Below are 26,582 nucleotides of genomic sequence, written 5' to 3'. Positions count from 1 at the left end.
GGATTAGGACATGTGTGGTATTGTTGGAATCGTGGGCACAACGCCTGTAAACCAGTCTATTTATGACGCGTTAACGGTGTTACAGCATCGTGGCCAAGATGCCGCTGGTATTTGTACCATAGAAAGCAATCGTTTTCGTCTGCGTAAGGCGAACGGTTTAGTCAAGGATGTATTTGAAGCAAGACACATGCAACGCCTGCAAGGCGAGGTCGGAATTGGTCATGTTCGTTACCCTACAGCAGGCAGTTCAAGCGCTTCAGAAGCTCAACCTTTCTACGTAAACTCTCCTTTCGGTATTACACTTGCCCACAACGGTAACTTGACCAACGCTAACGAAGTTCGTCAGAAGCTGTTTGAAAAAGATCGCCGTCATATCAATACCACTTCAGACTCCGAAGTGTTACTAAATGTACTGGCGCACGAAATTGACTCAGTAAAAGGAAATGTCACGACCGAAGACGTATTCCGCGCAGTCACCAATGTTCATCGCACAATTCGCGGTGCTTATGCTGTGACCGCCATGATCATTGGTCATGGTATGATTGCATTTCGTGACCCACACGGTATTCGCCCGCTGTGTTTAGGTAAGCGTGAAGTTAACGGCAGAGCAGAGTACATGGTTGCGTCTGAATCGGTGGCATTGGATGCGGTCGGTTTTGATTTCGTCCGTGATGTTGCACCTGGTGAAGCGATTTACGCAACGTTTGACGGTGAGCTTTACACGAAGCAGTGTGCAGATAATCCTAAGCTGAACCCTTGTATTTTCGAGTTCGTGTACTTTGCTCGTCCAGATTCGTTCATCGATAAAATTTCGGTATACAGCGCTCGCGTTGAAATGGGTAAAAAGCTGGGCGAACGTATTCGTGAAGATTACGCAAACCTTGATATCGATGTTGTCATTCCTATCCCTGAAACGTCTTGCGACATTGCACTGCAAATCGCACAAGCGATCGATATCCCTTATCGCCAGGGTTTCGTGAAAAACCGTTATGTTGGACGTACGTTTATCATGCCTGGCCAGCAACAACGTAAGAAATCAGTACGTCGCAAGTTGAATGCTATTCGTTCGGAATTCAAAGGTAAGAACGTGTTGCTGGTGGATGACTCTATTGTTCGAGGTACAACGTCAGAGCAGATTATTGAGATGGCTCGTGATTCTGGTGCCAAGAAAGTGTACATGGTCTCAGCGGCTCCTGAAGTTCGTTTCCCGAACGTATACGGCATTGATATGCCAAGTGCTACAGAGCTTATTGCCCATGGCCGTGACAACGATACAATTTGTAAGCAGATTGGTGCCGATGCGCTTATTTATCAACGCCTAGAAGATTTGGTAGAGGCGGTCGGTCTTGGAAACCAAGATATTACTCAGTTCGATACATCCGTGTTTAACGGCGAATACGTAACGGGTGATATTGACCAACAATACCTAGATTTTTTAGATGGTCTTCGTAACGATGATGCGAAAACACAACTTGAAATCCAACAGGATTTAGCAAACCTAGAGCTTCATAACGAAGGCGCATAGGGTGCGTTTTCTTAAGTCGTAAAAAAACCAGAGCTTCGGCTCTGGTTTTTTGTTTTCGCTATCTAATTAGTGAATGTTATAAGCGATCACAAAGTCAATAAAGAGGCGAACTTTCTCTGGCAGGTGGTCTTTGTGGTTGTAAAGCATATAAATGTCGCGCGGGTTTGCACTCCAATCTGGCAGTACGCGTACCAAATCGCCGCTCTCGATGTACTCTTTGATCATGACATCTGGCATTAGTGTGATGCCTAAACCTTCGGAACAAGCGCTGCGCACCACATTGAGAGCGTTTGCTTGAAAACGACCACGATCAACATTCACCACAGACTCGCCTTTGCTATTAATCAAGGTCCACTTAATAAGCGGGTACCCTTTTAGCAATGAATGGTTAGAGAGCTCTTCTGCATGATGTGGCGCAGGATTCGAGGTTAGATAGTCAGGGCTTGCAACGAGAATATCCTTCACTTCGCCAATCTTACGCGCGATGAGGCTAGAGTCGCGTTGAGGTCCCACTCGAAAAATTACATCCCATTCAGTAGGGTCAAGCTTGTCCGCATTATTCTCTGTCGTTAGCTCAATGTTGATGTCCGGGTACTGCTTCATAAAGCTGTTGAACATCGGCATCATCATTCGTTTAGTTAAGTTGTAAGGCGCGGATATCTTAATCTTGCCGGATGCTCCTCGGCAGTCGTCAGTGATTTCCTCTGCTGCGGTTGTTAGCCTTTGTAGTAAAGGAGAGCACTCATGGTAAAAACGTTCCCCTGCTTCAGTGAGCGAAAGTTTGCGAGCATGACGGTTCAATAGTCGAAGATTGACAGAGTCTTCTAGCGCTTGAATGCGTCGGGTGATGGTCGCAACCGGGATCATGGTTTTTCGCGAAGTTGCGGTGTAGCTCCCATTTTCGACAACCAGTCGAAACAGGTTTAAGTCATCTAATTTCATATTTCCAGACACATTAAATTACCGATTACGGTTAATTTATAATTAACTTTGTGATCAAAGCTTGCTTTAAGTCAACATGTTGCATCATTTGAACACAGCAACCCTGTTTGAGTAAATACTGTTATACGCCGTAATATTTGTATTAATGCAGTTTCCGAGCTAAGTTTTATAACAAGGCGAAGCGGCCTCGGGTCTTGCTGTGACACGTTTTGCTGGAAGTAAACACAACAAAAATAATGACTTAATAATAAATCTGTTTTTTTGACTGAGCTTTGTGAGGGATAAAGGTATGTTTAAGACTCACAGTCAAACGGCAATGGTCTCGGCACAGGAAGTGATTAATCAAAAACTAATAATGTTGGTGGACGATGATCCAATATTTCGTAAAGTAACCAATGCCTATTTAGAAAGTCAGGGTTTTAAAGTAGTAGAAGCAGAAAACGGCCTAGAAGCGCTTCAACAACTCAGGGAATGCCAACCCGATCTTATCTTATGTGATTTATCGATGCCGGTCTTAGATGGTATCGAGTTCGTCGAAGAAGTTAGTCTCGAATACCCATATATGCCGCTTATCGTGGTATCAGGCACGGATGAAATGTCCGATGTCGCGAAAGCGTTGCGATTTGGTATTAAAGATTTTCTTCCTAAACCGATAGGTAATTATGAGCACCTATCTCAGGCGATAGAGAATACGCTAGAAGATACCGATAGTCACTTTTCAGAACAACGTGACTTTTCAAGTCAGTGGTTTAGAGTTGATGATGGTGGTGAAATCCCAGATGAACAAGAGCTGTATTGGCATCTGGAATATTTACAACAGAATCCGAGTGCGGCAAGAGATTTACTGCAAGCGCTATTGCCAGAGAAGGATGCTGCTCAGGGAGATTGGCGCTGCTCGTACCGTTTATTGCAATCGACGGATGTGATGCCCTTGGTTTTCGATTATCGTTGGTTAATGAATGGTCAATTTGCGTTTTATCTCGTTGATTCTGCTTCCCAAGCTAATGATGGAGTTGCGACGACATTGCTCGTTAGGGCATTGTTTGACGATTATCTCCGTAACTTGAAAAGTTTCAGTGCTGATCTCAAGGACATGGTAGGGATCATTGAAAAAGGAATTGAGTGTTCGGAGTGTGCGGGTGCAGTCAATGCTGTGTTTGGTGTCGCCGACCTCGCTTCATCCTCGGTCTCTATATTGCCTGCGGGTTTAGATAGCCATTGGTCTGACGGAAATACGAATCAACACATCGCAGCAGGTAACCGTTTAGGGGGAGGAAGTATGAAAAACTTCATCACCCGCGATTTACCGCTTAGTGTTGCAGGACAGTTGTCTATCGGGTGTTTAGGTTCTTCAAGTTTTAGTTTAAGTATTACCCGGAAATCCCGACTAGTATAATTATGACTTGCAAACCAATAAGCAGCGTCCTTACGCTGCTTATTATCTTTTTAGAACCACCAAAACAACATACGTTTAGTTTAATAACCTTACTTTTTACTGGTGTTTAGATTTGGCTGTTTAATGTATAGTCAGCGCTTAAAACAATAATGACCCATTTGTGCAACGATAATTTAACGCTGTGCCTTGGGAGAAGCAAAGTCAACTAGTGAGAAGACACATCATGGCAGATAAAGATTTTAAAGAGCCTTATAATATTTTTTATTTTTTAGGTTTTATTGCAGTTCTTTTGATCCCAACACTTCCTGCAACGCTAACCTGGCTTCGTGTAATGAATGGTTACGCAGGCTTTTAATCTAGCTATTTTGTACCGGAGTTCACCATTCGTATTAAGCGTTACTTTTTCAATACTGTTGGTGGACTCTGTATTGTGCTCGGCATAGCCGGCATAGCCCTTCCACTTTTACCCACCACACCTTTTATTTTGCTTGCTAGCGCATGTTTTATGCGTGGTAGCCCCGCATTTCATCAATGGTTACATAACCACAAAACGTTTGGACCCATTCTCGACAATTGGCATAAGCATCGGGCTGTTACTTCAAAAGTAAAAAAGCGTGGTGCGATTTTTATTGCGCTTAGTTTCATGGTTTCAATCGTTGTTGTCCCCCTCGTTTGGGTAAAAATTGGTCTTTTAGTGATGCTAATCGTTTTACTCAGCTGGTTTATGCGTCTGCCTGTGATTGAGTTGGTTGCTGACCGAGAAGAAAATCACTAAGATTGTAGAGAATAGTGTGCCCGCTCTTCGAGTGGGCGTTTGTATTTTCAGCGCCTGTGACTTTTACGAAAATAAGTACATAGTGGTGAAAACCTATTGTTCGTTGCCCTCGTGATACTGCGATTAGAGAGGGCGATGAGCCAATCTAAGTAAATCGGTATTATGACTACAGAAACAATTTCACTGATCAAATCTAGCATCAAAAGCATCCAAGACTACCCAAAGCCAGGCATTCTATTTCGTGATGTGACGAGCCTTCTTGAAGACGCGAAAGCATACCAAGCAACGATCAACTTACTTGTTGAACGTTACAAAGATATGGGCTTTACCAAGGTTGTGGGTACGGAAGCTCGTGGCTTTCTATTTGGCGCGCCTTTAGCGCTTGAGCTAGGTGTTGGTTTTGTACCAGTGCGTAAACCAGGCAAGCTACCACGCCCTACTGTTGCTCAATCTTATGAGCTTGAATACGGCGTTGATACACTAGAAATCCATACAGATGCCATCGTTGAAGGCGACAAAGTACTGGTTGTCGACGATTTATTGGCAACGGGCGGTACTATTGAAGCGACGACTAAGCTGATTCGCCAACTGGGTGGTGAAGTTGAGCACGCTGCGTTCGTTATCAACCTACCAGAAATCGGTGGCGATAAACGTTTAGAAGCATTAGGTCTAAACGTGTACAGCATCTGCGATTTTGAAGGACATTAATACATTCAATGAGTTATTTAGCTTTAGCGCGAAAATGGCGTCCTAATCAGTTTGACCAAGTTGTCGGACAAAAACATGTCCTGACGGCGTTGGAAAACGCACTGGCGCAAAACCGTTTACACCATGCTTATCTGTTCAGCGGGACTCGTGGTGTGGGTAAAACGAGTATCGGTAGGCTGTTTGCCAAAGGCTTGAACTGCGAAACCGGCATTACCGCGACACCTTGTGGTAAGTGTGATACTTGTCGTGAAATTGATGAAGGTCGCTTTGTCGATCTTCTTGAAATCGACGCAGCATCACGTACTAAAGTTGAAGACACTCGTGAACTGTTAGACAACGTTCAATACAAACCTGCTCGTGGACGTTTTAAAGTGTACCTCATCGATGAGGTGCACATGCTATCGCGTCACTCTTTCAATGCGTTGTTGAAAACCCTGGAAGAGCCGCCAGAGTATGTGAAGTTCTTACTCGCGACAACCGATCCACAAAAGCTGCCTGTTACTATATTGTCGCGTTGTCTACAGTTCCATCTCAAACCGATCAGCGTTGATGATATTCATCAGCAACTTGACTACATTTTGGGTCAAGAGCAAGTATCGGCAGAACCAAAAGCACTGGGTATGATTTCACATGCTGCAGATGGCAGTATGCGTGATGCTCTCAGCTTGACCGATCAAGCAATTGCTTTAGGTAACGGTGCGGTGCAAACCGATATTGTCAGCCACATGTTGGGGACGATTGATACCGACCAAGCGATTCACTTACTAGAGTCAATCAGCAGCAAGCAACCTCAACCAGCCATGGATAAAATCCAGCAATTAGCAGCAAATGGTGTTGAGTGGGATGGTTTGTTGCAGCAAGTCGCAACACAGCTTCATCGAATTGCGATGTATCAAGCGCTGCCAGCGTCGCTAGACCGAGCGCAGCCAGATGCAGAAAAAATCGAGTTGTTGAGTAAAGCACTAAGTCCGCAAGACGTTCAGCTTTACTACCAAATTGCATTGAAAGGTCGTGAAGATTTGACTCTCTCGCCAAATGGGCGAGTCGGTCTGGAAATGATTGTGCTGCGTATGATGGCGTTCCGCCCATCAAGTAACAGTGGGGCAAATGTTGTTTCCAGTAACTGCGAATCAGCTTCAGCCCCAGTTCAAAGTGCCAGTCAATCAAAGACTGCACCAGCTCGGACAGTAGCAGCTCCTCGAGCTCAGCAGCCGAGTCCAGCACAAAGCTCACCACAAGTGGCGCCTCAACCTTCATCCAATTCACAACCTGAATATCACGCGAGTGGATATGAGACGGTTCCGCCACAGTATGATATGGCGCCGCCGATGAGCGAAAACCCTGCACCGCAGCATGAAACGCCACCTCAACAAGTGCAAGAGAGCGTTTCAACACCGGCGCGCGGTGGTCTAAGCGGTTTACGTCACCAATTACGTTCTCAGCGTCAAGGCCTACAACAGAACACTCCTCAAAATGGTGGCTCAAAAAAGCCTAAAGCGGCATCTGCACAACCAGAATCGGTTATCGACCGAGTAGCGCAATTGCATGGCAATTCCGCGCAGGTGTCGCCAAACTCAGCTCCGAAGTCGACGGAGCCACAAGTTGAGGAAGCGTATCGCTGGCGTCCAAGCAAGCCTGTTGAGACAAAAGTAAATACAAAACTGACACCTACGCAGCTCAAGCAGGCACTTGAGCATGAGAAAACGCCTGAAATGGCACAAAAGCTCATCGATGAGTCATTAGAACATAATGAATGGGCGAAGCTCATCAGCTTAATGGAGATCCCTAAGCTGGTAGAACAACTTGCGCTAAACTCTCATTATAGTAAGGAAGGAACAACCGTTTCGTTACTATTGAGAAGCAGCCAAGCTCATTTGAATACTGATAGAGCTCAAGCCGAATTGCTCAAAGCACTTAATACCGTGTTAGGTGAAGAGTGCCACATGAGCATCGAAATAGGGGAGAGTGGAGAAACACCACTTGAACTGAGAGATAGGCTCTACCAAGAGAAATTACAGCAAGCGCTGAACAGTTTAGAAAACGATCCAAATGTTCAATTTATTGAACGTCGTTTTGCTGCAGAGCTTGATAAAGATAGTGTGCGCCCTATCTAATAATCGAATGGAATGGGGTTGAAAACCCAAAGGTATAACCCCATTAATTGATGCAACACCTCATTAAACCAGAGAGATAAACATGTTTGGTAAAGGCGGTATGGGCAACCTAATGAAGCAAGCCCAGCAAATGCAAGATCGCATGCAAAAGCTTCAAGAAGAAATCGCGAATATGGAAGTAACTGGCGAGTCTGGTGCTGGCCTAGTTAAAGTTACTATCACTGGTAGTCACAGCGTACGTCGTGTTGACATCGATGAAAGTTTGATGGAAGACGACAAAGAAATGCTTGAAGATCTGATCGCTGCGGCGTTCAACGATGCAGCCCGTCGTGTTGAAGAAACTCAAAAAGAGAAAATGGCTTCTGTAACTGGCGGTATGCAACTACCACCAGGCATGAAAATGCCATTCTAATCTGCTGATATTTAATTAAGCGGACTTTTAATGCGTACCAGTCATATGCTGGAGCAATTGATGGAGGCCTTACGTTGTCTACCTGGGGTTGGCCCCAAGTCAGCGCAGCGTATGGCCTTTCATTTGTTACAGCGCGATAGAAAAGGCGGTTTGCAGCTTGCAGATGCGCTGAGTCAGGCAATGACAGAAATAGGTCATTGTACTGAGTGTCGAACCTTCACCGAAGAAGAAGTCTGTCACATTTGTACCAACCCAAAACGCCAAGAAAATGGTCAAATTTGTGTGGTAGAAAGCCCGGCAGACATCGCAGCCGTTGAAGCAACAGGCCAATATTCTGGTCGGTATTTTGTTCTTATGGGGCATTTGTCGCCATTAGATGGTATTGGTCCAAGTGATATTGGATTGGATGTCCTTGATTACCGCTTACGTCGCGGTGATATTACCGAAGTGATTTTGGCGACAAACCCAACAGTTGAAGGTGAAGCCACTGCCCACTACATCGCAGAGCTATGTAAAGAGCACCAAGTTGATGCCAGCCGCATCGCGCATGGTGTGCCTGTCGGTGGGGAGCTAGAGCTTGTTGATGGCACGACGTTGTCACATTCGCTATTAGGTCGACACAGAATTTAATAAAAAGCCGCTGAATTCAGCGGCTTTTTTGATTTTGGGAGTTAGGAACGATTAATCGTTCGATTCTTTACCAAGAAGGTTTTTATAGATAACCGCACCAAGCACGCCACCCACAATAGGAGCAATCCAGAACAGCCATAGCTGAGAAACCGCCCAGTCACCCACATATACTGCGACTGCCGTGCTACGAGCAGGGTTTACTGACGTATTGGTGACAGGAATGCTGATCAGGTGAATGAGAGTCAAACACAGGCCAATTGCGATAGGTGCAAAGCCTTGTGGCGCACGTTTGTCTGTTGCACCCATAATGACAATCAGGAACATCATCGTCATGACAACTTCAGTCACAAGTGCAGCGATCATCGAGTATTGGCCTGGAGAGTGTTCACCATAACCATTGGCGGCAAAGCCAGAACCCACAACATCAAATCCTGCTTGTCCAGATGCAATAACGTAAAGCACACCACCTGCGATAAGCCCGCCGATCACCTGTGAGATGATGTAGGGAGCAACGTCTTTTGTCTCAAAACGACCGCCTGCCCAAAGGCCAACTGTCACTGCAGGGTTCAAGTGACAACCTGAAATATGACCGATAGCAAATGCCATCGTCAGAACGGTTAAACCGAATGCCAAAGAAACGCCCAACAGACCAATACCCACTTCAGGGAAACCCGCAGCCAACACCGCGCTACCACAGCCGCCTAACACTAGCCAGAACGTGCCAAAAGCCTCAGCCAAATACTTATTCATGTTCTTTCCTGATCTTTAATTAAATGACCCGCTGAACATAGTCGAGAATTGTCAATAAATTGTGAGGGAGATCGCGCAAAAACCGCAAATGGAACGCTATGTGGCAAGAGTTCTCAAGGGTGAGATAAAAGGCTGAGGGGGGAGTGCTAAATCTTGAGTTTGCTTTGATTACTGCCTCGGAGAGAAACAACCGAGGTACTAACTTTAAACGTGTGGTCTAGAGTCGCGTTACGTCAATTGTTCTAATTCAGTGATGTTGTCGAGTGCTTCTTGATTGGTGTTGCCGCATACAATCGGACACGGTTTAAAATCGTGACAGACTTTGGGGCGTTCAGGCTTACCAAATAGCTTGCACAAATTGTCGTCGTTGAGTTGCACACAACGAACACCTGCAGGTTTGCCCCTTGGCATTCCAGGTATTGGTGAAGAGATACTTGGCGCAATACAGCACGCTCCACATCCTAATCGACAATCCATAATGTAAACCTCTTAAAAATTAAGGGGCCAATTATGGTCATTTTGACGTGGATTGGAAGAGTGAAGAAAGAAAAAAACAAAAGGGCGCGCTTAACATTACGCTCCCTTTTTGGTTTTTTGCTTTTAAATCATCGTGATTATTTTAAGAAACGGTTATAAACAAACAACAGAATAAATGCGCCTAGTGTTGCGGTAATGATACTACCAATGTTGACGCCAGTTGCTCCGCCGAAACCGAGAATGCCGCCAAGGAAGCCACCTACAAATGCCCCTGCAATACCAAGTAACATTGTTGCAATCCAACCGCCCCCATCTTTTCCTGGCATGAGCCATTTAGCAAGTGCGCCGGCGATTAAGCCCAAAATAATCCAAGAAATAATACCCATGAAAACTCCTTAATGCCTTCTTGATCAATTGAGTAATGGAAACTTGTTTAAGGATAGAACAGTAAAACGAAAGTAGTTGAATATCTCCACCGTTATGTGGGAAGGATGCAAGATCTTCTCAAAACTTGAACTTTTGCGTTGAGAAGAGTATAAATCGCCCCCTAAATTCCCTTGGTGAGACCTGAAGTATGAGCACTCCATTTTGGCAAAGTAAATCGTTAGAGCAGATGACAGAAGAGGAATGGGAATCTCTCTGTGATGGTTGTGGCAAATGTTGTTTGCATAAGCTTATGGATGAAGATACCGATGAAATCTACTATACCAATGTGGCTTGTAGCTGGCTGAACAGTAAAACGTGTTCATGTAAGGATTACCCAAACCGTTTCACTTCGGGTGAAGAGTGCACCAAGCTGACCCGAGAAGACATCGACGATTTTACTTGGCTGCCACACACGTGCGCTTACCGTCTGTTGGCTGAAAAGCAGCCTTTACCAGAATGGCATCCGTTGATTACAGGCTCTAAGTCCGCAATGCATGCGGCAGGGGAAAGTGTCCGTAACAAAGTTGTTTACGAGATTGATGTGGTGGATTGGGAAGACCATATTCAAAACTTACCTGATAGACTAAAACCTCATAATTAACTTTCAAAGTTGAGAATGCTGTATATGCTGATTGTATGTACAGTATGAGGTTTAGTATGTCAGATAACGATACAAATCAGAAAAAGGTCATACGAAAAGAGATAGAAATTTCGACTATCCTTAACTTCGTTTACAAGAAACCATTGGTGTCCATTGATGAGAATGGTGAACCTCAGGTTATATACTGTGCCAATGGCAATAAGATCCCCATCAAGAAACTCCCCTTACTCCATATTGTTGGATATGACGACAAAAACAACCTAGTCAGCTACCAACCATTAGATATGGTGAATGAGTTCTTATTGTCGAAAGCAATCGATGATGGTGTGCTTGAGCTTGGCACCGATGCGCAGGGGCTTGCTCATTACTTCTGTTTTGTATTGGACAAGCAGGCAGAGTGGGATGCTGAATACGATAAAGAGGACTTTGACCCTCTCTATGATGACCCTCGTCCAGAATGGAGTAGCTTTCCTCGCAACAAGCAAGAACGGTTAACCTACCAGTATCGGGATGGCATAAAGCAGCTCGCTATTGATGGTGTATTGGCTAAAACTACAGCTAGGCAATACATGAGCAGTATTGTTGGTTTCTATAAACACTGTCTTCGCCAAGGCATCCGCTTTAATAACCCTCCCTTCCAGTTTGAGACAGTTAATATACATTTCGAGGCGTCTGCATCTAGTATGAAAGCTTACCTACGTAAGCAGGTGCATACGACGGATATGCGAATTAAATTCTCTAAATCATCTCGCAGTGGTGGCACAAACCTCAGCAACCTACGCCGAGACCTAAAACCGTTTACCAATAATGAATGGAAAATTCTGCAAAACATATTAGTAAAGTCCCGCAGAGTGGTTCGTCATGGTGATAACAGTAAATTGCACTCACTTCCGATTGAATTTTGCCTGCACCCAATGATTTGCCGTAATACTGGATTGCGGCGTGAGGAAGCAGCAAGCCTTCATTTGGGACAGATTGTTAACCCCGAAACCATGATTCAGGACGGCAAAGAGGTGTTTAAAAAGCCTGTGCTGGATTTGGGTGTCGGTGATATGTACCAATCACTCACAAAAACCGCAGATGGCTCCGCAGAGAAGAATAAAAGCCGTGAAACCATAATCCCCGCCCCATTGATGAAGATGCTTTACGATTACTCGCAGTCCGACAGGTATCAAAAGCGCCTTGAGAAATTCAAAGCATGGTGCAAGGAGCAGTCTGAGGCAGGTAACACGCACCTTTTTGAGGGTGACGATGCGATTAACCCTGAACTTGAGTACCTATTTATTACCCAGTCTGGGAAACCCATGTTTACGCGGCTACAAGACTTCACTGGCCGCTGGGTGGAAATACGTAATACTGCGAATCTAACCCAAGGTCTTGACCACCCTATTGTCGGCTCCATACATAATTTACGCTCAACGTTTGCCGTGAATATCTTCCGCCACCTTTTAAATAAAAAGGATGAGTATGGTAACCCGTCAATCACACCCGATGAGGCATTGGATAGGGTGTCAGCGTTGCTAGGACATGAAGATAGGGCGACGACGATAGAGTACCTGAAAATAGCACAAGATATACCCTCTGCCGATGAAATTTACGAGGACGTACTGGACTATATTGGCGCTTTTGATGACTTGGAGACGACAGTATGATCCAAGGACGTAAGCGTACCAAAATTACAACAAAGAAGACCAGCGCACCTATCATCCTACTTCGTTTTGAAGATATGGTTTTAGATTCTGGTAATGGATATAAAGCCTACACTCACCGCCTGCGTTATCTGAATGTCCCAACAGTAAATCAAATAAAATCAGGGAATGAGGTATTGGCGAATCGGGATGATATCGTCAGGGAGATTCACCAAAAGCTAAATCCTTTACCAAAAAACCGGTCAAAGCAGACTCACTTTTCTGGTCTTGTTAGCTACTTCCAATTTCTTGACGGTATTGGTTATCAAGGTGACCTTTTCAGTAACGCTGCTATGATTGATTGCATTAAGCACTTCAATAAATTACGCGAAAGAGGTGAGCTGGTATCGTTAGCGGGGAATATTAAAAACAGCTTATCTTTCCTATTAAGGCTGTGGAATCGAGAATCTGACCTGAAGATGCTGCCAGAAGTTGCAGCAAACCTTTTGGCTGCAAATAAGGCGTTTCATGTGGAAACAGAGCTGAAACCATTATCCAAGATATTGATTAAAGGCGCACTGGCCTTTCAGGAAGCGATTGAGAGAAATGAGTTGCTAGAGATTCATCCGTTCTTTGATGAACAGCTGTTTGATGAGCAAGCAAGGCGCAATGACTGGACACCACGTCAAATTAGTATTAAGAAAAGCGGTTTTAAGAAGTGCATGAAACCTCAACCAGGAACAATAGAGAATAGCCCGCTTCCACTTGAGCAACTTAATCGGCAAGTATTTTATAATCAGGCATCACGCAATTGTTTTTTCGTGTTTTCAATGCTGACAGGAATGAATACATCGGTGCTTACTAATGTGCGCTACAAGGACGTTTCATTTAAAAGTATTGGCAGTGGGCGGTTTGTTTTTGACGGTGAAAAGTTTAGGGCAGGCTATAAAAGTTTGGATAATAGCGCTGGCTTTAGCCAGCGAACTAAAGGGTTGATTAACCGATGGCTAAAAACCTCTAAAGTGATGTACCAATCACTGGGTATTCCGTTGTCAAATGAGCTACCGCTTTGTCCTTATTTTAGTTCCAGAGGTGAGGTCTGCACATTCAATACCAACGGTTCAAATATTGGCTACATTAATACACATCTTGAGAAGGTAACTGGGTTAAGGGTTAATGCGAGCCGATTCCGAGCAACAAAATCTAATGTTCTGATGCGAGTGACTGAAGATATCTTCCTTGTGTCACAGGGTCTGAATAATACAGTGAATGTTGTCGCCCAACGCTACTCTAGTGGTGTTCAGGCAGACCATGATAACAACCTTAATGCCACGATGGGTGCACAATACGCTATTGCCAAGGGAGAGGAAGTTGGTAAAGCCATCGAGGGTGCAAAGGCGATGCACAGCGATATTTTGTCAGATTATGATTATAAGACATTGCGCAACCGTGAAAGCAAAGAGCAGCCATTAATGACAACGCCTACTGGCATCAAGTGCGCTGGAGCAACACCAGAGAAGCTCGTTGCTGAGGCGCGGCGAATGAAGCAGTTAGGCATTGACTTTTCGAAAGACACGGGGCGGTGCACAGATTTTCTTGGTTGCTTTGATTGTGACAGCCATAAATTGGTTGCGTCAGAAAATGATATCTGGTTGATGCTGTCATTTTTAGAACAAATCGAAGACCTCAAAGAGATGGTGGCAAGTAATTCCGCACCTAAGGATGAGTATTTTGTTGTGGAGAGGATGTTGAAAAAAGTCCTTCTCAGGCTGAAACAAAAAGCACCAAAAAATTACGCTCAAGCAAAACAAAAAGTGGAAGATGGTGATTACCACCTGCTTTACCAAGACCGAGCCAGCGCCAGCCAATTTTTTAAGGGGTAATTTATGTCTAAACAGCTTATACAACCTCGCCAAGAGCTCGCTGAAAACCCGTATGTGACGTTTGACTCTGACAATAACGGTGTGTCACGTGTCTTTGATCTCGTGTGGGATTTCCACGCTCTTAACCAGAACAAAAAAATCATTTCTTTTGGATGGATTAATGAAAAGTACCGCCACGATATTCAGTCTTACCTTTATGCACTGATCCAGTACCAAAAGGAAACCTCAAGCTCTGATTCGCATGCAGCGGTTAGCTCGTTGATAACCATTAGAAGTAAGTTAAACGCCCTCGCCACACGTTGGGGTAAAAGTGACTTCAGCTTACTTACGAGCGAGCGAGAGTGGAAAAAGTGCACTAAAGCATTATATGGGGGGGGGGGCGGTCAAGGCCCGTGCCGACGCATTGCGTCTACGATTAATTCATTGAATAAAGCGGGCCTTGTAAAGCGTTATGTTCATAAGCGAGAGTATGTACGGTGGATTCAACCTGATTCAGGTGAAGGTCAGGCAATTGCGTTTCCTGAAGCGATTCATGTCAGTATATTAAAAACAGTTGTTGAGTTTGTTGAAACCTATCACCCCTATCGTCACCAAATTTCAACGGCAATGGAAAAACTTTACATCTATCAGGATGAAATGTTCAACACTAAGCTTAAAGCGTTAGGCGTGAGTGCCCTAAGCGATGGGCAAATGAAGACACTCTATACAAGGATGTCTCTCATAACAAGCAAGTGGCCTGAACGAAAAGCTATTCCTAATTTCTCATTTGACAGGAAAGGAGGTTGGTTGGGTAAATTACTCAGGATGTGCTTTATCTGTGTGGGTTTATTCTCTGCCGCCCGCAAGGAAGAGCTGCTTTCCATGAACAAAGAGAGCTATGACGATTCACTGATTGCTGTACCCAAGGTTTCAGGATTTTCTACAAAAGGAAACAAGGGCGAAAAGATTTATACAACGTGGAATACTGCCCCTATCGCAAAACTGGCACTGGAGCTAGCTTTTGATGCCACGCAAGCCGCAAGGAAATATTCGTTAGAGCGACTGGATGACGGCTATCAAAAAGCTCAGTTAACCCAAGACCAATATAGTGCAAGGAAACAAGACCTTGAGAGTGCTTTCATTTCTTCTTGTATCCCTTACGACAGTGAAGCACTCATAAATAAAACGTCGCTAAAATACACGATTGAAGGGGCTGGTGATGCATTGAACATGAATGAGTTCAACATTACTGCGACCGCTGAAGACGTTGACGAATTCGACCTGTTAAATCCAGACCGTGCAGGAAGCTTAAAGGTCGGAGGTGCCTTACCAAGGCTTAGCCCTCATGATTTACGACGGAGTTTTGTGGTCTTTATGGTGAAAAACCGATTGGGCAATGCACTCACAGTAAAATACCAGCTAAAGCACCGCAATATTAATATGTCCAACTGGTATGCAAATTATTCCGAACTCGCGCGCACCAACCAATTGCTGATGGATACAAAGTTAATTAGTGAGTTTGATAAAGCAATTGAAGCATCTGCTGTGGACGCATGGGATGAGATTTACAATGTATCCGAAACCTTGAGTGGTGCTGAGGGCGAGCGTATAGCTCAGAATAAAGCAGAGCGGCTAGCACAGGGTGAAGAAATCGTGATGTCTCGGAGTGAACTGGAGGCATTGGTAAGGTCTGGTGACAAATCTATTGTATTACTTCCTACAGGTGGCTACTGCACCAACCGTAATTGTGAACGACTTTGCTCCCTGATGGATATTGTTGAAGCATCCTGTAAGCATAAGGTAATCACTGATAAAGCGGCGAAAAGGCTATCGAGGGAGCGGGATAACCTCATTGCTTCATTCAGGTCAATAAATGAAATGGGTGACTATGTCAATGAATTAATTCTCGATGCTAGAAAAAAGAAGATTCAGTCTATTGAACCAACTCTAGTCAAACACAGCATTCCTTTTGATAACTTCAATGATGATATTAAGGCGGTATGGTCATGAAAGTAGAATATAAGGCAACCTGCAAGACCGAGGGGTTACTGGTAAATGCATTTCAACGTTTATTAGATGGTAAGCCGCTTCACGTTAAGGCGACGGGCAAACTGACGTTGAACCGAATCAATAATGAAGCTCGGCTTGGCAATAGCTATGTCCATAAGTTCAAAGAGTTCGTTGCCTACGCCAAACCTGTTATCGATGAATACAACCTCAACCGCGATAAAGCGATGACAACAGGTTTAGATATTGAGTTAGATGTCCCTTTGTCTGAGCTTGATAGGCTAAAACACGAATTAAAAAAAGCCAATGAGCTTAAAGATAAATACAGGGTGCAACGAAACAATGCAGTCGAAGCCCGAAAGCAGTTAGAAGCTGAAAATGCGAGGCTCCGCTTTAGGGTGTTTGACTTGCAGCAAGAATTATTAGATGAAAATTGTGTTGTGACCTCTATCAAGTAGCGTGCTCTTACGCTCAAAGTGTAAAGGGGCTGAGGATCGTAACGCGTTTTGTCGAGTAGACGACACCTGTTACCAAGTGGCGTCCGGAGCGACTAAGAAGCTTCTGCCCAGCAATGATTTAACGTAATTGCTCTAAGCAGTTTATGCCCCATTCCTGCTTAGTGCGATTGCTCAGCAGCGGATTACTCTTCTGAGTTTGCCATACGTGAGGTTATCGCAGATACCAGAACGGCGCTGAACGGAATCTCCCAATTTCTGTCAAAACGGTGTGTCCAGCCAGAAATCATCACCTGCATTATTATGCACTTAAATTGAAAGGTGTAACTTGGAGGTGGGCATGAAATGAGCTAGGCTCTTCATACTATTTAGACCTTGGGATTACACAAGATATAGGGTCAGCACTCCATGCACGATATAGTTCAGGACCGAGTTAACAACGTCAGCTAGTTTTGTTAGCTTTCCTAGTCCCCTGTTTATCAATTTAGACAGGTTACCTCGTCAGGCAATGGACCAGGTGCTGAAGACTTGAGCCACTGATAGAGTAAATCGATGTATTGTCTTTTAACTGAACCTTTAGGCCAGACAAGATAATAGCTATCACCAGTCACCACCGCTTGCTTAAATGGCAACGCAAGTAACTCGGTGTCAATCGCTTTCAGACTAAGTAACAAATCTCCAACAGAGATACCATGGCGGCTGATGGCCGCTTGGTTGCCTTGCTCAAGAGTATCGAACACCTTGCCCTTATTAATGTTCAAAGACTTATAATAACCAGTGCGGTCTATCCAACGCCGCCAGTCACGGCGGTCCGAAGTTGGGTGAATTAGCTCACAAGCGCTTAAATCATATTGAGCCTCACTCAGTAACGCTGGTGAACAGACGGGAATCAGCAGCTCTTCAAACAGCGGAAGGCATTCGGTATCTGTACCAAAATTACCCTGTCCCAGCAAGATGGCGCAATCGTAGGGTTCTCGGACAAAATCCACGCTGTCAATATCCATCCATACACTTACAATTTCAATAATTGGTACGGTGTGCTCATCTCGAAAACTCCTCAATGCGTCCAGTAACCAGCTCATGGTCAGTGTGGATGGCGCTTTTAAGCGCAGTTGCCGATTGTTGCGACCAAAGTAGTAACAGGCATTTTCCAGGCTCTGGAAACTTTCCGTCAGTTGACTGGCCAGAGAGTTACCAGCGGGAGTAATTAATACTTTCGGGCCATGTCGTTCAAACAGCTTGCATTCAAACCATTCTTCCAGCGTTCGCACATGGCGACTTACCGCACCAGGTGTAACGTTAAGTATTTCAGCAGCTTTAGAAAAAGATCCTAAGCGGGCAGCTGCTTCAAATGCCCGTAACGCATACAGTGGAGGCAATGTCATGTCTGTATTCCATTGTGAGTATTACTCATAATAATATACAGTTTTTTCCGTTTTTCAGCATTGATTAAGCCTTACATAATAGGATTATTTCGTTAAGTTAAATCGAACTAATGAAATTCGAAAGAATGAGTTTCACTCATCTATAGGCAATCAAGTATCTCCACAGGAAGAAACACACCATGAATCTATCATTACTCGCCACCTACAGCCTCGCTGTTCTACTGCTAATTATCACTCCCGGTCCAGTCGTTGCTCTGCTTATTTCTACAGCAACCCGCGAAGGACAGCGCAAAGCATTTATGACTTTGCTAGGCACCAATGGAGCGTCCCTGCTGTTAATGACGATTGCAGTATTGACTTTAGCTGGTGTAGTACACTTGTCTCCCGTTTATCTATATTTATTGGGCATTGCTGGTTCTTTCTATATTGGCTTCGGCGCGATATCGGAACTACTCACAATAAGGAAGTTACCAAATGTCAATATAGATAATGAATCAACATCAACTCTCAACGAAACCACCAAAAATAGTGGGTTAGTCAGAGGTTTTATTATTGGGGTAGTCAACCCGAAAGATATCTTATTCTTTGTCGCTTTTTTTCCGCAGTTTATTGCAGTGACACACAATTTTTCTACCAGCGTAATAACATTGTCATCTATCTGGGTGCTATTTGATGCAAGCATTCTCTCTCTTTACATTTTGTGCGCTAAATGGTGGTCAAAAGCATTTAACTCGCGCTGGATTGAAGGATTATGTGAGGGGTTCTTATTGGCTGTAGCTGTGGGTGGAGTGTTTTATAATTCTCAACAATTGCTTCTGTTATCGGTACCTAGCTAGCTCAAGTTTGGAAAAAGTTAGTTGTACATGATCGAGTTAATGCATGTTTTTTTTTGTGAATTCTGCATTAAATTAACCTAGAACCTCAGTTCGAGGATGCACGATAATAAGATGGTACGCCCCACACCTGCACTACACTCAGCTATGTCGCTGAATATTGGGAGGTGCCATCATGTCGGCAATCAAAGTTATTGGAATCGATTTAGGTAAGTCTACTTTTCATCTAGTTGGCCACGATTATAGTGGTCGTGAACAATATCGGCACAAATTATCTAGAAGTAAATTACTACAGTTTATCTCTGTGCATGAACCAACATTGATAGCAATGGAGGCTTGCTGTGGTGCTCACTGGCTTGCAAGAAAATGCCAAGAATACGGGCATCAAGTTAAACTTATCCCACCTCAATATGTAAAACCTTACGTTAAAGCTCATAAGAATGACTTTATCGATGCAGCTGCTATTGCTGAGGCATCTACAAGACCTAATATGAGGTTCGTTTCTCCAAAGAGTGAGCAGGCTCAAGTAGGCGTCGTTATTCGGCGTGTTAGAACTGGTTATATTAGGGAGAGGACAGCAACGATGAACCGTATTGGTTCGATGTTAATAGAGTTTGGCATCAGCTTTCCACGGGGTCATGCAAACATGAAAAAGCTGTTTCAATGGTTAGCGGACAACAAAGAACCGATCCCTCCGTTATTGGTTCAGGAACTACAAAATCAGCTCGACTATTACAATCAACTGAATGAACGGATAAAAGAGCAAGACCGAAAAATAGAAAAACTGAGTTCCGAAGATGAACTTTACACTTTACTTCAAACGATACCAGGTGTGGGTCCCATGACTGCATCTTGCTGTTTATCGTGTGTTGGAAAACCTTCAGATTTTTCTAATGGTAGAAACTTTGCAGCGTGGATCGGACTTGTACCATTCCAGTACTCGACTGGAGGGAAACAACGGATGCTGGGAATTTCAAAGCGAGGAAATAAAGAGCTGAGAGAACTCTTTGTTCATGCCGCACGAGCAGTGATGTGGAGGGAAGAAACTGCTGAACGCTATTTCGGTTCATGGTTATTAGATTTGAAACGTCGAAAGCCTTTTAATGTTGCTCTAGTTGCGTTAGCAAATAAGCTAGCGAGGATTGCATGGTCAGTAATGACAAGTCACAAGCCCTTTGAATTAAGAGTTTAATCTAGATTTGCATATGGTAATGAAAGATGACAAAACGGTTAGACCACCAGATTGAAGACCTGATGGACAGAACAGCAACTAGAGTGCTTTCACGTTTTTGAGGACAATCTGGCGCGGATCTCATCGTAGAGCTGGGGCTAACTAATCAGTGTCCCAATTAGACTCTGAATACATTAGCGCAAACCAACGCCGTTATTTGGATTTTTCACTTGCAAAACGGGGCGTACCATACATTCTGTCCATTTTCTTCCATCTCAGGCACTGCGTTCAGTGGTGCCTGATTGCGTTTTGGGATATCTAAAGTTATTCGATGATAGCTAAATCAGAAGAACCACTGACACGCCTTTGTCCAAAAGCATCTCGGATTGAATTTTTACCTGTGGCACTTTCTAACTCGAAAGTGCCCCATTATCATTTACGGCTAAAATATTCGCGGCCACGAACTACTGAAATTTGCCCAAATACAGCTCATGTAACGATAATAATATTTATGCAAAAATAGTGAGTTTCTATGTTTGCAAAGTCGCTTCGGGACAAAACCGCCTCCACTCTTTCTCACCAATTTAATCAACCGGTGGGGTTAGAACCTGCAGTCGTGCTTCATTACAAGCCGCTTCGAGCTTATGAGGTAAGGCATCATCAGAGATCAAATAGTGGAAATTTAGCAAGTTACCGATTTTGTATGTGGCGGTTTGATTGATAGTTTTCTTTTCTACTATCAGATACTTTTTCATGCTCCTTTCCATAACCAGATTCGCAATGTTTGCTACCAACATATCCGAAGCTGTCACGCCAAACCTATCGTGAACACCTGCGGACGAAATAAACACTTTCTGAAATATCATAGGTGTTAGCACATCATTAGAGGTGGAGACGAAGATATCATGTACAGCGTTATAATCGCCGCCTTGCAAGATAGACTTACAGTTAGGTTTATTCTTTAATGCCAAAAAGACATTCATAGAAGCAGTAACACCTGTAAATTTCACATGATCGGGTATTGAACCAATAATGTCAGCGTTAAGTACTCCGTTGTCGAAATACACTACATCATTCATCTCTATAAAGTCAGAAACGATAGCCGAGATATAGTTGTTCACTTTGACTGGAGGGAAAACTGTTGTATTGCGCGCTTTCTGAAGTGGAATCGCCTGAGAAGATACTTTCGAAGACATCTGTTCAAGATCTTCCGTAACTTCATCATGAACGATTGGATCACCACGACGGATATATCCGCCGTAGTATTCAAGAGGAAAAGAATGAGCAGCATTGGAGCTTAAATCACGACGAACTGTCATTTCTGACACTTCTAAAAGGCGGGCGATTTCTTTCAAATGAATTTTGTCGCTGTGTTTTAGGCATGCTTCAATTCGTCGAAGTCTTTCTAACTGCTTTGTAACCATGTTTCTCCATTTTCGGCCTTTTACAGCCGAAGGCTTCTTACTCTTAGTAACTATTCGTCGTTGGAGCTTCACCCGTGACAATGCTCACACTCGCACTAGCGCCAACTCGAGACGCCCCAGCGTCAATCATTGCTTGTGCTGTTTCTTTGGTGCGAACGCCGCCAGATGCCTTTACTCCCATTTGTTTGCCAACAGTATCACGCATTAACTTAATATGCTCAACAGTTGCACCACCTGTTGAGAAACCTGTTGATGTTTTCACAAAATCAGCACCAGCACGCTTGCTAATGTTACACAGTTCAACAATTTGTTTGTTGGTGAGTAGGCAGGTTTCGAAGATGACTTTGAGCAATTTCGGCCCACATGCCTCTTTTATAGCGGCAATCTCTCTTTCAATAGCATCCCACTCACCGTCTAAGACATCGCTGATGTTCACTACCATGTCAATTTCATCAGCGCCTAACGAGATTGCATTTTGAGTTTCAAACACTTTAACAGCAGTGGTGTTTGCCCCTAAAGGAAAACCGATAACTGTGCAGATCTTAACATTTGATGTCTTTAGGCGTTCGGCGCAATGCTCAACAAAATCAGGATTGATACAAACAGAGAAGAACTGGTGTTCGTGGGCTTCATCACAGAGTGTGTTGATTTGGTTAGTTGTGGCGTTAGCCAATAATAGTGTGTGGTCAATATAGTGATTCATGTTGTTACCCTATGCGTTAATCTTGGATTAGAGTGTATGTTACTTTAATAACATTTCAAAGTTTTAATGTTATCATATTAACCTATAAGTGTGATTTAGTGCTGGTTTTTTCATTGCTTAATAGGCGTTAACATCATTTAAGTGATCCTAATCTCAGTAAATACTCATAAAGATCGATTAATGTTAGTTTTATAACATTAGTAAGGGAAGTTAAACATGAAAACAATTGCAGTTATCGGCTCAAATATGGTCGATCTCATTTCATACACAGACCGTATGCCAAAAGAAGGTGAAACATTAGAAGCTCCATTATTCAAAATGGGATGTGGTGGTAAAGGTGCTAACCAAGCCGTAGCCGCCGCGAAAATGGGAGCAGATGTTGTAATGGTAAGTAAAGTGGGTGACGACATGTTTGCCGACAATACAATTCGAAACTTTCAATCTTACGGCATCAATACTCAATATGTGAGCAAAGTACCTCAGACTTCAAGCGGTGTGGCGCCAATATTTGTTAGTTCCACATCTCAGAACTCTATTTTGATCATTAAAGGAGCGAATGAGTTTTTAAAACCAGCTGACATTGATAAAGCGGAAAGTACCTTGGTGGAGTGCAGTTTGATTGTACTTCAGCTAGAAGTACCACTAGAAACTGTCTATGCTGCCATCGAATTTGGTAATAAGCATAGTATTCCAGTATTGCTAAATCCTGCGCCTGCAGTACCTGAGCTTGATATTGAATATGCTTGTCGTTGTGACTTCTTTGTGCCTAACGAAACTGAACTAGAAATTCTAGTGAACAAGCCTGTTGAAACGGTTGAACAGATTAAAGAAGCCGCCACCATTCTTCTAAATAAAGGTTTGAACAACATCATCGTTACCATGGGTTCGAAAGGTGCACTTTGGTTAAGCAAAGATGGTAAAGACGTATTCATTGAGCCAACCAAAGTAAACGCAGTGGATACCAGTGGTGCGGGTGATGCATTCATTGGCTGCTTCTCTCACTACTTCATGCAAACTGGTGATGTACAGACGTCCTTAGAAAAAGCTTCACTGTTTGCTGCATTCAGTGTGACGGAAAAAGGAACACAGTTCTCTTATCCGAGCATTGAACAATTCGAAGAGTTTGAAACAAAGCACTCTAAATAATACTAACGGTCTGAACTAACAATTAAAACTGGCTCATTATTTCTAATGAGCTACAGATAACCTGTTCTTTAAGGAACCCTACAATGATAAAAAATAATACCATCCAAGGCTCTGATGGCTATTTGGATAGAACACCAGTATTTCAATTTATACTATTATCTTGCCTTTTTCCTTTATGGGGGTGTGCGGCTGCATTAAACGATATTCTAATTACTCAATTTAAATCTGTTTTTGAATTATCTAACTTTGCAAGTGCCTTAGTACAAAGTGCTTTTTATGGCGGTTATTTTTTAATTGCGATCCCTGCTTCTTTAGTCATTAAAAAGTCGTCGTATAAAGTGGCTATTATGATTGGTTTGTCGCTTTATATCTTTGGCTGCGCTGCATTTTTCCCTGCTTCTCATATGGCAACTTATACTATGTTCCTAGCAGCGATTTTCTCTATTGCAGTGGGTTTGTCTTTTCTGGAGACAGCGGCGAACACATATTCTTCAATGTTGGGGCCAAAATCGCATGCAACACTGCGCTTGAACATCAGCCAAACTTTCTATCCAATAGGCGCTATTGCGGGTATCTTGCTTGGTAAGTACCTTATTTTCCAAGACGGTGCGAGCTTAGAATCACAAATGGCGGCGATGTCTCCAGATCAGATTCATGCGTTCCGTCTAGAGATGCTAGAACATACGCTGAAGCCTTATAAGTACATCATTTTCATTCTTATCGGTGTGTTAGCGTTGTTTATGTTCACTCAATACCCGAAATGTAAAGTGGCTCAACAAAGTGGTAAAAAAGCCCCTTCTATTGGTAAAACGCTTAAGTATTTATCGACTAATAATCGCTTCAAAAAAGGCATCATTGCACAGTTCTTATATGTAGGTATGCAGGTCGCGGTGTGGTCGTTCACGATACGTTTAGCACTAGAAATGGCTGATATCAACGAACGCGCAGCATCAAACTATATGGTGTACTCATTCGTGTGTTTCTTTATAGGTAAATTTATTGCCAACATCCTGATGACAAAATTCTCTGCTGAGAAAGTACTCATTGCTTATTCTGTGATTGGTATGGCGTTTCTTGCTTATGTATCTCTAGTTCACGATTTTAGCGCGGTATACGTAGCTGTTGGTGTGAGTGTTTTGTTCGGTCCTTGTTGGGCAACTATCTACGCTGGTACATTAGATACGGTAGATAACGAATACACGGAAACAGCGGGAGCTGTCATTGTTATGGCGATCGTAGGCGCAGCAGTGGTACCTGCTATTCAAGGTTTGGTGGCTGACGCTATTGGCATGCAGCTTTCGTTTTTGGTCAACTTTATTTGCTTTGGATACGTTGGTTATTATTTCTTAGGTGAAATGAAAAATAAGAACCAAAGCGAAAAACAGACTCAATTAGCAGAACAAACAAATTAATGTAGCAAAAAGCCACTTTATAAGTGGCTTTTCTGTTCCGGAGAAGATTTATGTATATCATTCCACTAAACAAAGCACAGTTTAATCAGCAAGAAACAATTTTAATTCAATCTGAGGATTTTAAAGTATCAGCGTTCCAATATAACTCTGGGGTCGAAGGGTTAAAAATCGAAAATGCGAAAGGTTATTTAACAATTCTGCCTTACATGGGGCAAATGATTTGGGATGCGAAATTTCTAGGTGAAGACATTTGTATGGAGAACATGTTTTCGGAGCCGAAACCAAACAATGAGATTGTAGCCACATACGGATGTTTCGCTTTCCATTCTGGCATGATTAGAAATGGCTGTCCAAGTCCTGAAGATGATCACCCGCTGCACGGTGAAATGCCGTGTGCTAATATGGATAAAGCATGGTTAGAAGTCGATGAATATCAAATTACTCTAAAGGGTGAATATGAGTATGTAATGGGTTTTGGAGACCACTACTTAGCGACTCCGTCAGTTTCTATTGAGAAGGGGGCGTCTATGTTTGAGATTAAAATGAAAGTGCAAAACTTAGCTTCGGTCCCAATGCCACTACAGTATATGTGTCACATGAATACGGCATACTTCCCAGAGGCGAAGATGACGCAAAACATTCCGGATAGTGCGGTTAAGTTGCGTAAATCGATTCCCGGCCATGTTAAGCCAACACAACAATGGCTCGATTTTAACGACACACTCAAAGCGCAATCAGCACCCATTCAACAGCTTTCTTCACCAGACATGTATGATCCTGAAATCGTCTATTTTATGGATGACTTGTCCCAGCATACTGACAATGCTGAGTTTGAAATGACAATACCGAATGGCAAGACGTTAATTACTCGATTTGATACGACAGAATTCAACTATGCGACGCGTTGGATCTTGTACAACGGAGACCAAAAAGTCGGAGCCTATGTCCTGCCTGCAACTTGTCGACCAGAAGGTTACTTAGCCGCTGAGAAAAACGGTACGTTGATTCAATTGCAACCAAAGGAAGTGAGAGAGTTTACAGTGAAAACAGGCATTGTTGAAAAATAAAACTTTGCGGTGTGATGTAAAAAAACAGCCATTTGTTTGGCTGTTTTTTTAGTTTGAAAGCCATTTTGTAGACAAAAAAGTAAGAATCTATGAATCTACTTATTTGCATATAAACGATGTAGTTCACTTAGACCGCATTCTGACAACGCTGAACAAATGCCACAACCTCAGCATCGAAACCGCTCTGGTCATCGAAGAACTGATTCCAGTGGACAAAAGAGATGCATGAAGATAAAGAGCTACTTGATAAGCTAAATCTTTCAGTGTATGAGATGGTGTTCTACCGGGCCTTGGTTGAAAACGAGGCCTCAGTACATGAACTTGGCGATCATGCTTTGCGAAACCTCGCTATAGAGTTAACAGTTCAGCTTCGTAATTCAGCAACGCTTGACTGGCAGAAGCGTGAAAGTGTCCGTGCTCGTATGCGTAACTTAGTTTGTCGACTGTTACGCGGCTGGACGTATCCGCCAGATGCCGCAGAGGAGACTATCAAACTTGTACTTGAGCAAGCAGAGGTTCTCGCTGACGCGTGTTACAAATAATGACAAAAGTAAGCTATCAACCTTGCCTTTTGAATATCTATGCATAACTTGTTTGATAGCCGTCCAGATGATTACATCTTTTGGTCAAAAAAAAGTAATCTAATCAGAACGAATTAGAGTTTTATAACCAAGCAATAAATGTCCAACGGCTTGCTGACGGGGTAGATCATCGTAACGCAGAACTGCCCCTT

Annotated in this window: 25 protein-coding genes and 1 pseudogene; 19 read left to right on the top strand and 7 right to left on the bottom strand. The window is 43.4% G+C overall.

The genetic code is table 11. From position 1 onward, the window contains the following. Positions 1 to 10: 10 nt before the first annotated feature. On the top strand, positions 11 to 1,525 hold the full coding sequence (gene purF / locus KI742_RS15330; RefSeq protein WP_005380592.1) for an amidophosphoribosyltransferase: 1,515 nt from the start codon (positions 11 to 13) through the stop codon (positions 1,523 to 1,525). Between the two features lie 66 nt (positions 1,526 to 1,591). Here the strand turns inward: purF and KI742_RS15325 are convergent, their stop codons facing one another. Next, positions 1,592 to 2,467, bottom strand: a complete 876-nt coding sequence (locus KI742_RS15325; protein ID WP_005384959.1) for a LysR family transcriptional regulator — start codon at positions 2,465 to 2,467, stop codon at positions 1,592 to 1,594. Between the two features lie 289 nt (positions 2,468 to 2,756). Here KI742_RS15325 and KI742_RS15320 point away from each other — a divergent pair, with 289 nt between their 5' ends. From KI742_RS15320 to recR, 7 genes are all read left to right on the top strand, one after another. Then, positions 2,757 to 3,863, top strand: coding sequence for a response regulator (locus tag KI742_RS15320; protein WP_005380606.1), 1,107 nt, complete (start codon positions 2,757 to 2,759; stop codon positions 3,861 to 3,863). 223 nt (positions 3,864 to 4,086) lie between these two features. Beyond that, positions 4,087 to 4,218, top strand: a complete 132-nt coding sequence (locus KI742_RS15315; RefSeq protein WP_005380608.1) for a hypothetical protein — start codon at positions 4,087 to 4,089, stop codon at positions 4,216 to 4,218. A gap of 33 nt (positions 4,219 to 4,251) precedes the next feature. Next, a complete protein-coding gene (locus tag KI742_RS15310) occupies positions 4,252 to 4,638 on the top strand; it encodes a YbaN family protein (RefSeq protein WP_080276930.1) in 387 nt (128 codons plus the stop codon). Positions 4,639 to 4,800: 162 nt separating this feature from the next. Then, positions 4,801 to 5,346 carry an adenine phosphoribosyltransferase gene (gene apt / locus KI742_RS15305; RefSeq protein WP_005380615.1) on the top strand — a complete coding sequence of 182 codons (546 nt, stop codon included), beginning with the start codon at positions 4,801 to 4,803 and terminating at the stop codon, positions 5,344 to 5,346. A gap of 8 nt (positions 5,347 to 5,354) precedes the next feature. Next, the gene (gene dnaX / locus KI742_RS15300) at positions 5,355 to 7,460 is read left to right on the top strand and encodes a DNA polymerase III subunit gamma/tau (RefSeq protein WP_225495508.1); all 2,106 of its coding nucleotides are present in this window, start codon (positions 5,355 to 5,357) and stop codon (positions 7,458 to 7,460) included. 82 nt (positions 7,461 to 7,542) lie between these two features. Next, complete coding sequence (locus tag KI742_RS15295) at positions 7,543 to 7,872, top strand: YbaB/EbfC family nucleoid-associated protein (protein ID WP_005380618.1); 330 nt, start codon at positions 7,543 to 7,545, stop codon at positions 7,870 to 7,872. A gap of 30 nt (positions 7,873 to 7,902) precedes the next feature. Beyond that, the gene (gene recR, locus KI742_RS15290) at positions 7,903 to 8,502 is read left to right on the top strand and encodes a recombination mediator RecR (protein ID WP_005380619.1); all 600 of its coding nucleotides are present in this window, start codon (positions 7,903 to 7,905) and stop codon (positions 8,500 to 8,502) included. Positions 8,503 to 8,553: 51 nt separating this feature from the next. Here recR and aqpZ read toward each other — a convergent pair whose 3' ends face one another. The 3 genes from aqpZ to KI742_RS15275 all read right to left on the bottom strand — a co-directional run bounded on the left by aqpZ (position 8,554) and on the right by KI742_RS15275 (position 10,115). Then, positions 8,554 to 9,252 (bottom strand): aquaporin Z, encoded by a 699-nt coding sequence (gene aqpZ / locus KI742_RS15285; protein WP_005384951.1) that lies wholly within the window; start codon positions 9,250 to 9,252, stop codon positions 8,554 to 8,556. A gap of 228 nt (positions 9,253 to 9,480) precedes the next feature. After that, positions 9,481 to 9,729 carry a YkgJ family cysteine cluster protein gene (locus tag KI742_RS15280; RefSeq protein WP_213891758.1) on the bottom strand — a complete coding sequence of 83 codons (249 nt, stop codon included), beginning with the start codon at positions 9,727 to 9,729 and terminating at the stop codon, positions 9,481 to 9,483. A 137-nt stretch (positions 9,730 to 9,866) separates the two neighbouring features. After that, on the bottom strand, positions 9,867 to 10,115 hold the full coding sequence (locus tag KI742_RS15275) for a GlsB/YeaQ/YmgE family stress response membrane protein (protein WP_005380625.1): 249 nt from the start codon (positions 10,113 to 10,115) through the stop codon (positions 9,867 to 9,869). Between the two features lie 188 nt (positions 10,116 to 10,303). On the opposite strand from KI742_RS15275, the gene KI742_RS15270 reads away from it, so the two are divergent. The 5 genes from KI742_RS15270 to KI742_RS15250 are packed head-to-tail and all read left to right on the top strand — an operon-like array spanning position 10,304 to position 16,711. Next, the gene (locus KI742_RS15270) at positions 10,304 to 10,756 is read left to right on the top strand and encodes a YcgN family cysteine cluster protein (RefSeq protein ID WP_017635991.1); all 453 of its coding nucleotides are present in this window, start codon (positions 10,304 to 10,306) and stop codon (positions 10,754 to 10,756) included. 56 nt (positions 10,757 to 10,812) lie between these two features. After that, positions 10,813 to 12,408 carry a site-specific integrase gene (locus tag KI742_RS15265; protein ID WP_262656787.1) on the top strand — a complete coding sequence of 532 codons (1,596 nt, stop codon included), beginning with the start codon at positions 10,813 to 10,815 and terminating at the stop codon, positions 12,406 to 12,408. Beyond that, on the top strand, positions 12,405 to 14,267 hold the full coding sequence (locus tag KI742_RS15260) for a hypothetical protein (protein WP_285385552.1): 1,863 nt from the start codon (positions 12,405 to 12,407) through the stop codon (positions 14,265 to 14,267). Before KI742_RS15265 ends, KI742_RS15260 begins: the two co-directional genes overlap by 4 nt. A gap of 3 nt (positions 14,268 to 14,270) precedes the next feature. After that, complete coding sequence (locus tag KI742_RS15255) at positions 14,271 to 16,256, top strand: hypothetical protein (RefSeq protein ID WP_285385553.1); 1,986 nt, start codon at positions 14,271 to 14,273, stop codon at positions 16,254 to 16,256. Next, positions 16,253 to 16,711 carry a hypothetical protein gene (locus KI742_RS15250; protein WP_213900135.1) on the top strand — a complete coding sequence of 153 codons (459 nt, stop codon included), beginning with the start codon at positions 16,253 to 16,255 and terminating at the stop codon, positions 16,709 to 16,711. Before KI742_RS15255 ends, KI742_RS15250 begins: the two co-directional genes overlap by 4 nt. A 476-nt stretch (positions 16,712 to 17,187) precedes the next feature. On the opposite strand, the gene KI742_RS15245 is transcribed toward KI742_RS15250, so the two are convergent. Next, positions 17,188 to 18,093, bottom strand: coding sequence for a LysR family transcriptional regulator (locus KI742_RS15245; RefSeq protein ID WP_014204414.1), 906 nt, complete (start codon positions 18,091 to 18,093; stop codon positions 17,188 to 17,190). Between the two features lie 179 nt (positions 18,094 to 18,272). On the opposite strand from KI742_RS15245, the gene KI742_RS15240 reads away from it, so the two are divergent. Continuing rightward, positions 18,273 to 18,929: a LysE family translocator gene (locus KI742_RS15240; protein WP_169644330.1), complete on the top strand. Its 657-nt coding sequence runs from the start codon at positions 18,273 to 18,275 to the stop codon at positions 18,927 to 18,929. A 172-nt stretch (positions 18,930 to 19,101) separates the two neighbouring features. After that, on the top strand, positions 19,102 to 20,118 hold the full coding sequence (locus KI742_RS15235; RefSeq protein WP_017636235.1) for an IS110-like element ISVpa1 family transposase: 1,017 nt from the start codon (positions 19,102 to 19,104) through the stop codon (positions 20,116 to 20,118). Positions 20,119 to 20,681: 563 nt separating this feature from the next. Here the strand turns inward: KI742_RS15235 and KI742_RS15230 are convergent. Together KI742_RS15230 and deoC are read right to left on the bottom strand one after the other, a co-directional pair. Then, complete coding sequence (locus tag KI742_RS15230; protein WP_250155025.1) at positions 20,682 to 21,521, bottom strand: DeoR family transcriptional regulator; 840 nt, start codon at positions 21,519 to 21,521, stop codon at positions 20,682 to 20,684. Positions 21,522 to 21,564: 43 nt separating this feature from the next. After that, positions 21,565 to 22,224 (bottom strand): deoxyribose-phosphate aldolase, encoded by a 660-nt coding sequence (deoC, locus tag KI742_RS15225; RefSeq protein WP_285385555.1) that lies wholly within the window; start codon positions 22,222 to 22,224, stop codon positions 21,565 to 21,567. Positions 22,225 to 22,440: 216 nt separating this feature from the next. Here deoC and rbsK point away from each other — a divergent pair, with 216 nt between their 5' ends. The 4 genes and pseudogenes from rbsK to KI742_RS15205 all read left to right on the top strand — a co-directional run. After that, on the top strand, positions 22,441 to 23,370 hold the full coding sequence (gene rbsK / locus KI742_RS15220; protein WP_213900132.1) for a ribokinase: 930 nt from the start codon (positions 22,441 to 22,443) through the stop codon (positions 23,368 to 23,370). Positions 23,371 to 23,453: 83 nt separating this feature from the next. Continuing rightward, positions 23,454 to 24,782, top strand: coding sequence for an L-fucose:H+ symporter permease (gene fucP, locus KI742_RS15215; RefSeq protein ID WP_213900131.1), 1,329 nt, complete (start codon positions 23,454 to 23,456; stop codon positions 24,780 to 24,782). A 50-nt stretch (positions 24,783 to 24,832) separates the two neighbouring features. Next, a complete protein-coding gene (locus KI742_RS15210; RefSeq protein ID WP_174208768.1) occupies positions 24,833 to 25,849 on the top strand; it encodes an aldose 1-epimerase family protein in 1,017 nt (338 codons plus the stop codon). A gap of 112 nt (positions 25,850 to 25,961) precedes the next feature. Further along, positions 25,962 to 26,391, top strand: a pseudogene (locus KI742_RS15205) (type I restriction enzyme endonuclease domain-containing protein); the annotation flags it as partial. Positions 26,392 to 26,582: the final 191 nt, after the last annotated feature.

Origin of the sequence: Vibrio sp. D417a (genome assembly GCF_030248595.1) — a bacterium.
GTDB lineage: Bacteria > Pseudomonadota > Gammaproteobacteria > Enterobacterales > Vibrionaceae > Vibrio > Vibrio alginolyticus.
This window is presented reverse-complemented; position numbering and strand designations above follow the sequence as displayed.

Coding starts and splice junctions, on each gene's coding strand:
- purF (WP_005380592.1), top strand. CDS start 11: ATGTGTGGTATTGTTGGAATCGTGGGCACAACGCCTGTAAACCAGTCT.
- KI742_RS15325 (WP_005384959.1), bottom strand. CDS start 2,467: ATGAAATTAGATGACTTAAACCTGTTTCGACTGGTTGTCGAAAATGGG.
- KI742_RS15320 (WP_005380606.1), top strand. CDS start 2,757: ATGTTTAAGACTCACAGTCAAACGGCAATGGTCTCGGCACAGGAAGTG.
- KI742_RS15315 (WP_005380608.1), top strand. CDS start 4,087: ATGGCAGATAAAGATTTTAAAGAGCCTTATAATATTTTTTATTTTTTA.
- apt (WP_005380615.1), top strand. CDS start 4,801: ATGACTACAGAAACAATTTCACTGATCAAATCTAGCATCAAAAGCATC.
- dnaX (WP_225495508.1), top strand. CDS start 5,355: ATGAGTTATTTAGCTTTAGCGCGAAAATGGCGTCCTAATCAGTTTGAC.
- KI742_RS15295 (WP_005380618.1), top strand. CDS start 7,543: ATGTTTGGTAAAGGCGGTATGGGCAACCTAATGAAGCAAGCCCAGCAA.
- recR (WP_005380619.1), top strand. CDS start 7,903: ATGCGTACCAGTCATATGCTGGAGCAATTGATGGAGGCCTTACGTTGT.
- aqpZ (WP_005384951.1), bottom strand. CDS start 9,252: ATGAATAAGTATTTGGCTGAGGCTTTTGGCACGTTCTGGCTAGTGTTA.
- KI742_RS15280 (WP_213891758.1), bottom strand. CDS start 9,729: ATGGATTGTCGATTAGGATGTGGAGCGTGCTGTATTGCGCCAAGTATC.
- KI742_RS15275 (WP_005380625.1), bottom strand. CDS start 10,115: ATGGGTATTATTTCTTGGATTATTTTGGGCTTAATCGCCGGCGCACTT.
- KI742_RS15270 (WP_017635991.1), top strand. CDS start 10,304: ATGAGCACTCCATTTTGGCAAAGTAAATCGTTAGAGCAGATGACAGAA.
- KI742_RS15265 (WP_262656787.1), top strand. CDS start 10,813: ATGTCAGATAACGATACAAATCAGAAAAAGGTCATACGAAAAGAGATA.
- KI742_RS15260 (WP_285385552.1), top strand. CDS start 12,405: ATGATCCAAGGACGTAAGCGTACCAAAATTACAACAAAGAAGACCAGC.
- KI742_RS15255 (WP_285385553.1), top strand. CDS start 14,271: ATGTCTAAACAGCTTATACAACCTCGCCAAGAGCTCGCTGAAAACCCG.
- KI742_RS15250 (WP_213900135.1), top strand. CDS start 16,253: ATGAAAGTAGAATATAAGGCAACCTGCAAGACCGAGGGGTTACTGGTA.
- KI742_RS15245 (WP_014204414.1), bottom strand. CDS start 18,093: ATGACATTGCCTCCACTGTATGCGTTACGGGCATTTGAAGCAGCTGCC.
- KI742_RS15240 (WP_169644330.1), top strand. CDS start 18,273: ATGAATCTATCATTACTCGCCACCTACAGCCTCGCTGTTCTACTGCTA.
- KI742_RS15235 (WP_017636235.1), top strand. CDS start 19,102: ATGTCGGCAATCAAAGTTATTGGAATCGATTTAGGTAAGTCTACTTTT.
- KI742_RS15230 (WP_250155025.1), bottom strand. CDS start 21,521: ATGGTTACAAAGCAGTTAGAAAGACTTCGACGAATTGAAGCATGCCTA.
- deoC (WP_285385555.1), bottom strand. CDS start 22,224: ATGAATCACTATATTGACCACACACTATTATTGGCTAACGCCACAACT.
- rbsK (WP_213900132.1), top strand. CDS start 22,441: ATGAAAACAATTGCAGTTATCGGCTCAAATATGGTCGATCTCATTTCA.
- fucP (WP_213900131.1), top strand. CDS start 23,454: ATGATAAAAAATAATACCATCCAAGGCTCTGATGGCTATTTGGATAGA.
- KI742_RS15210 (WP_174208768.1), top strand. CDS start 24,833: ATGTATATCATTCCACTAAACAAAGCACAGTTTAATCAGCAAGAAACA.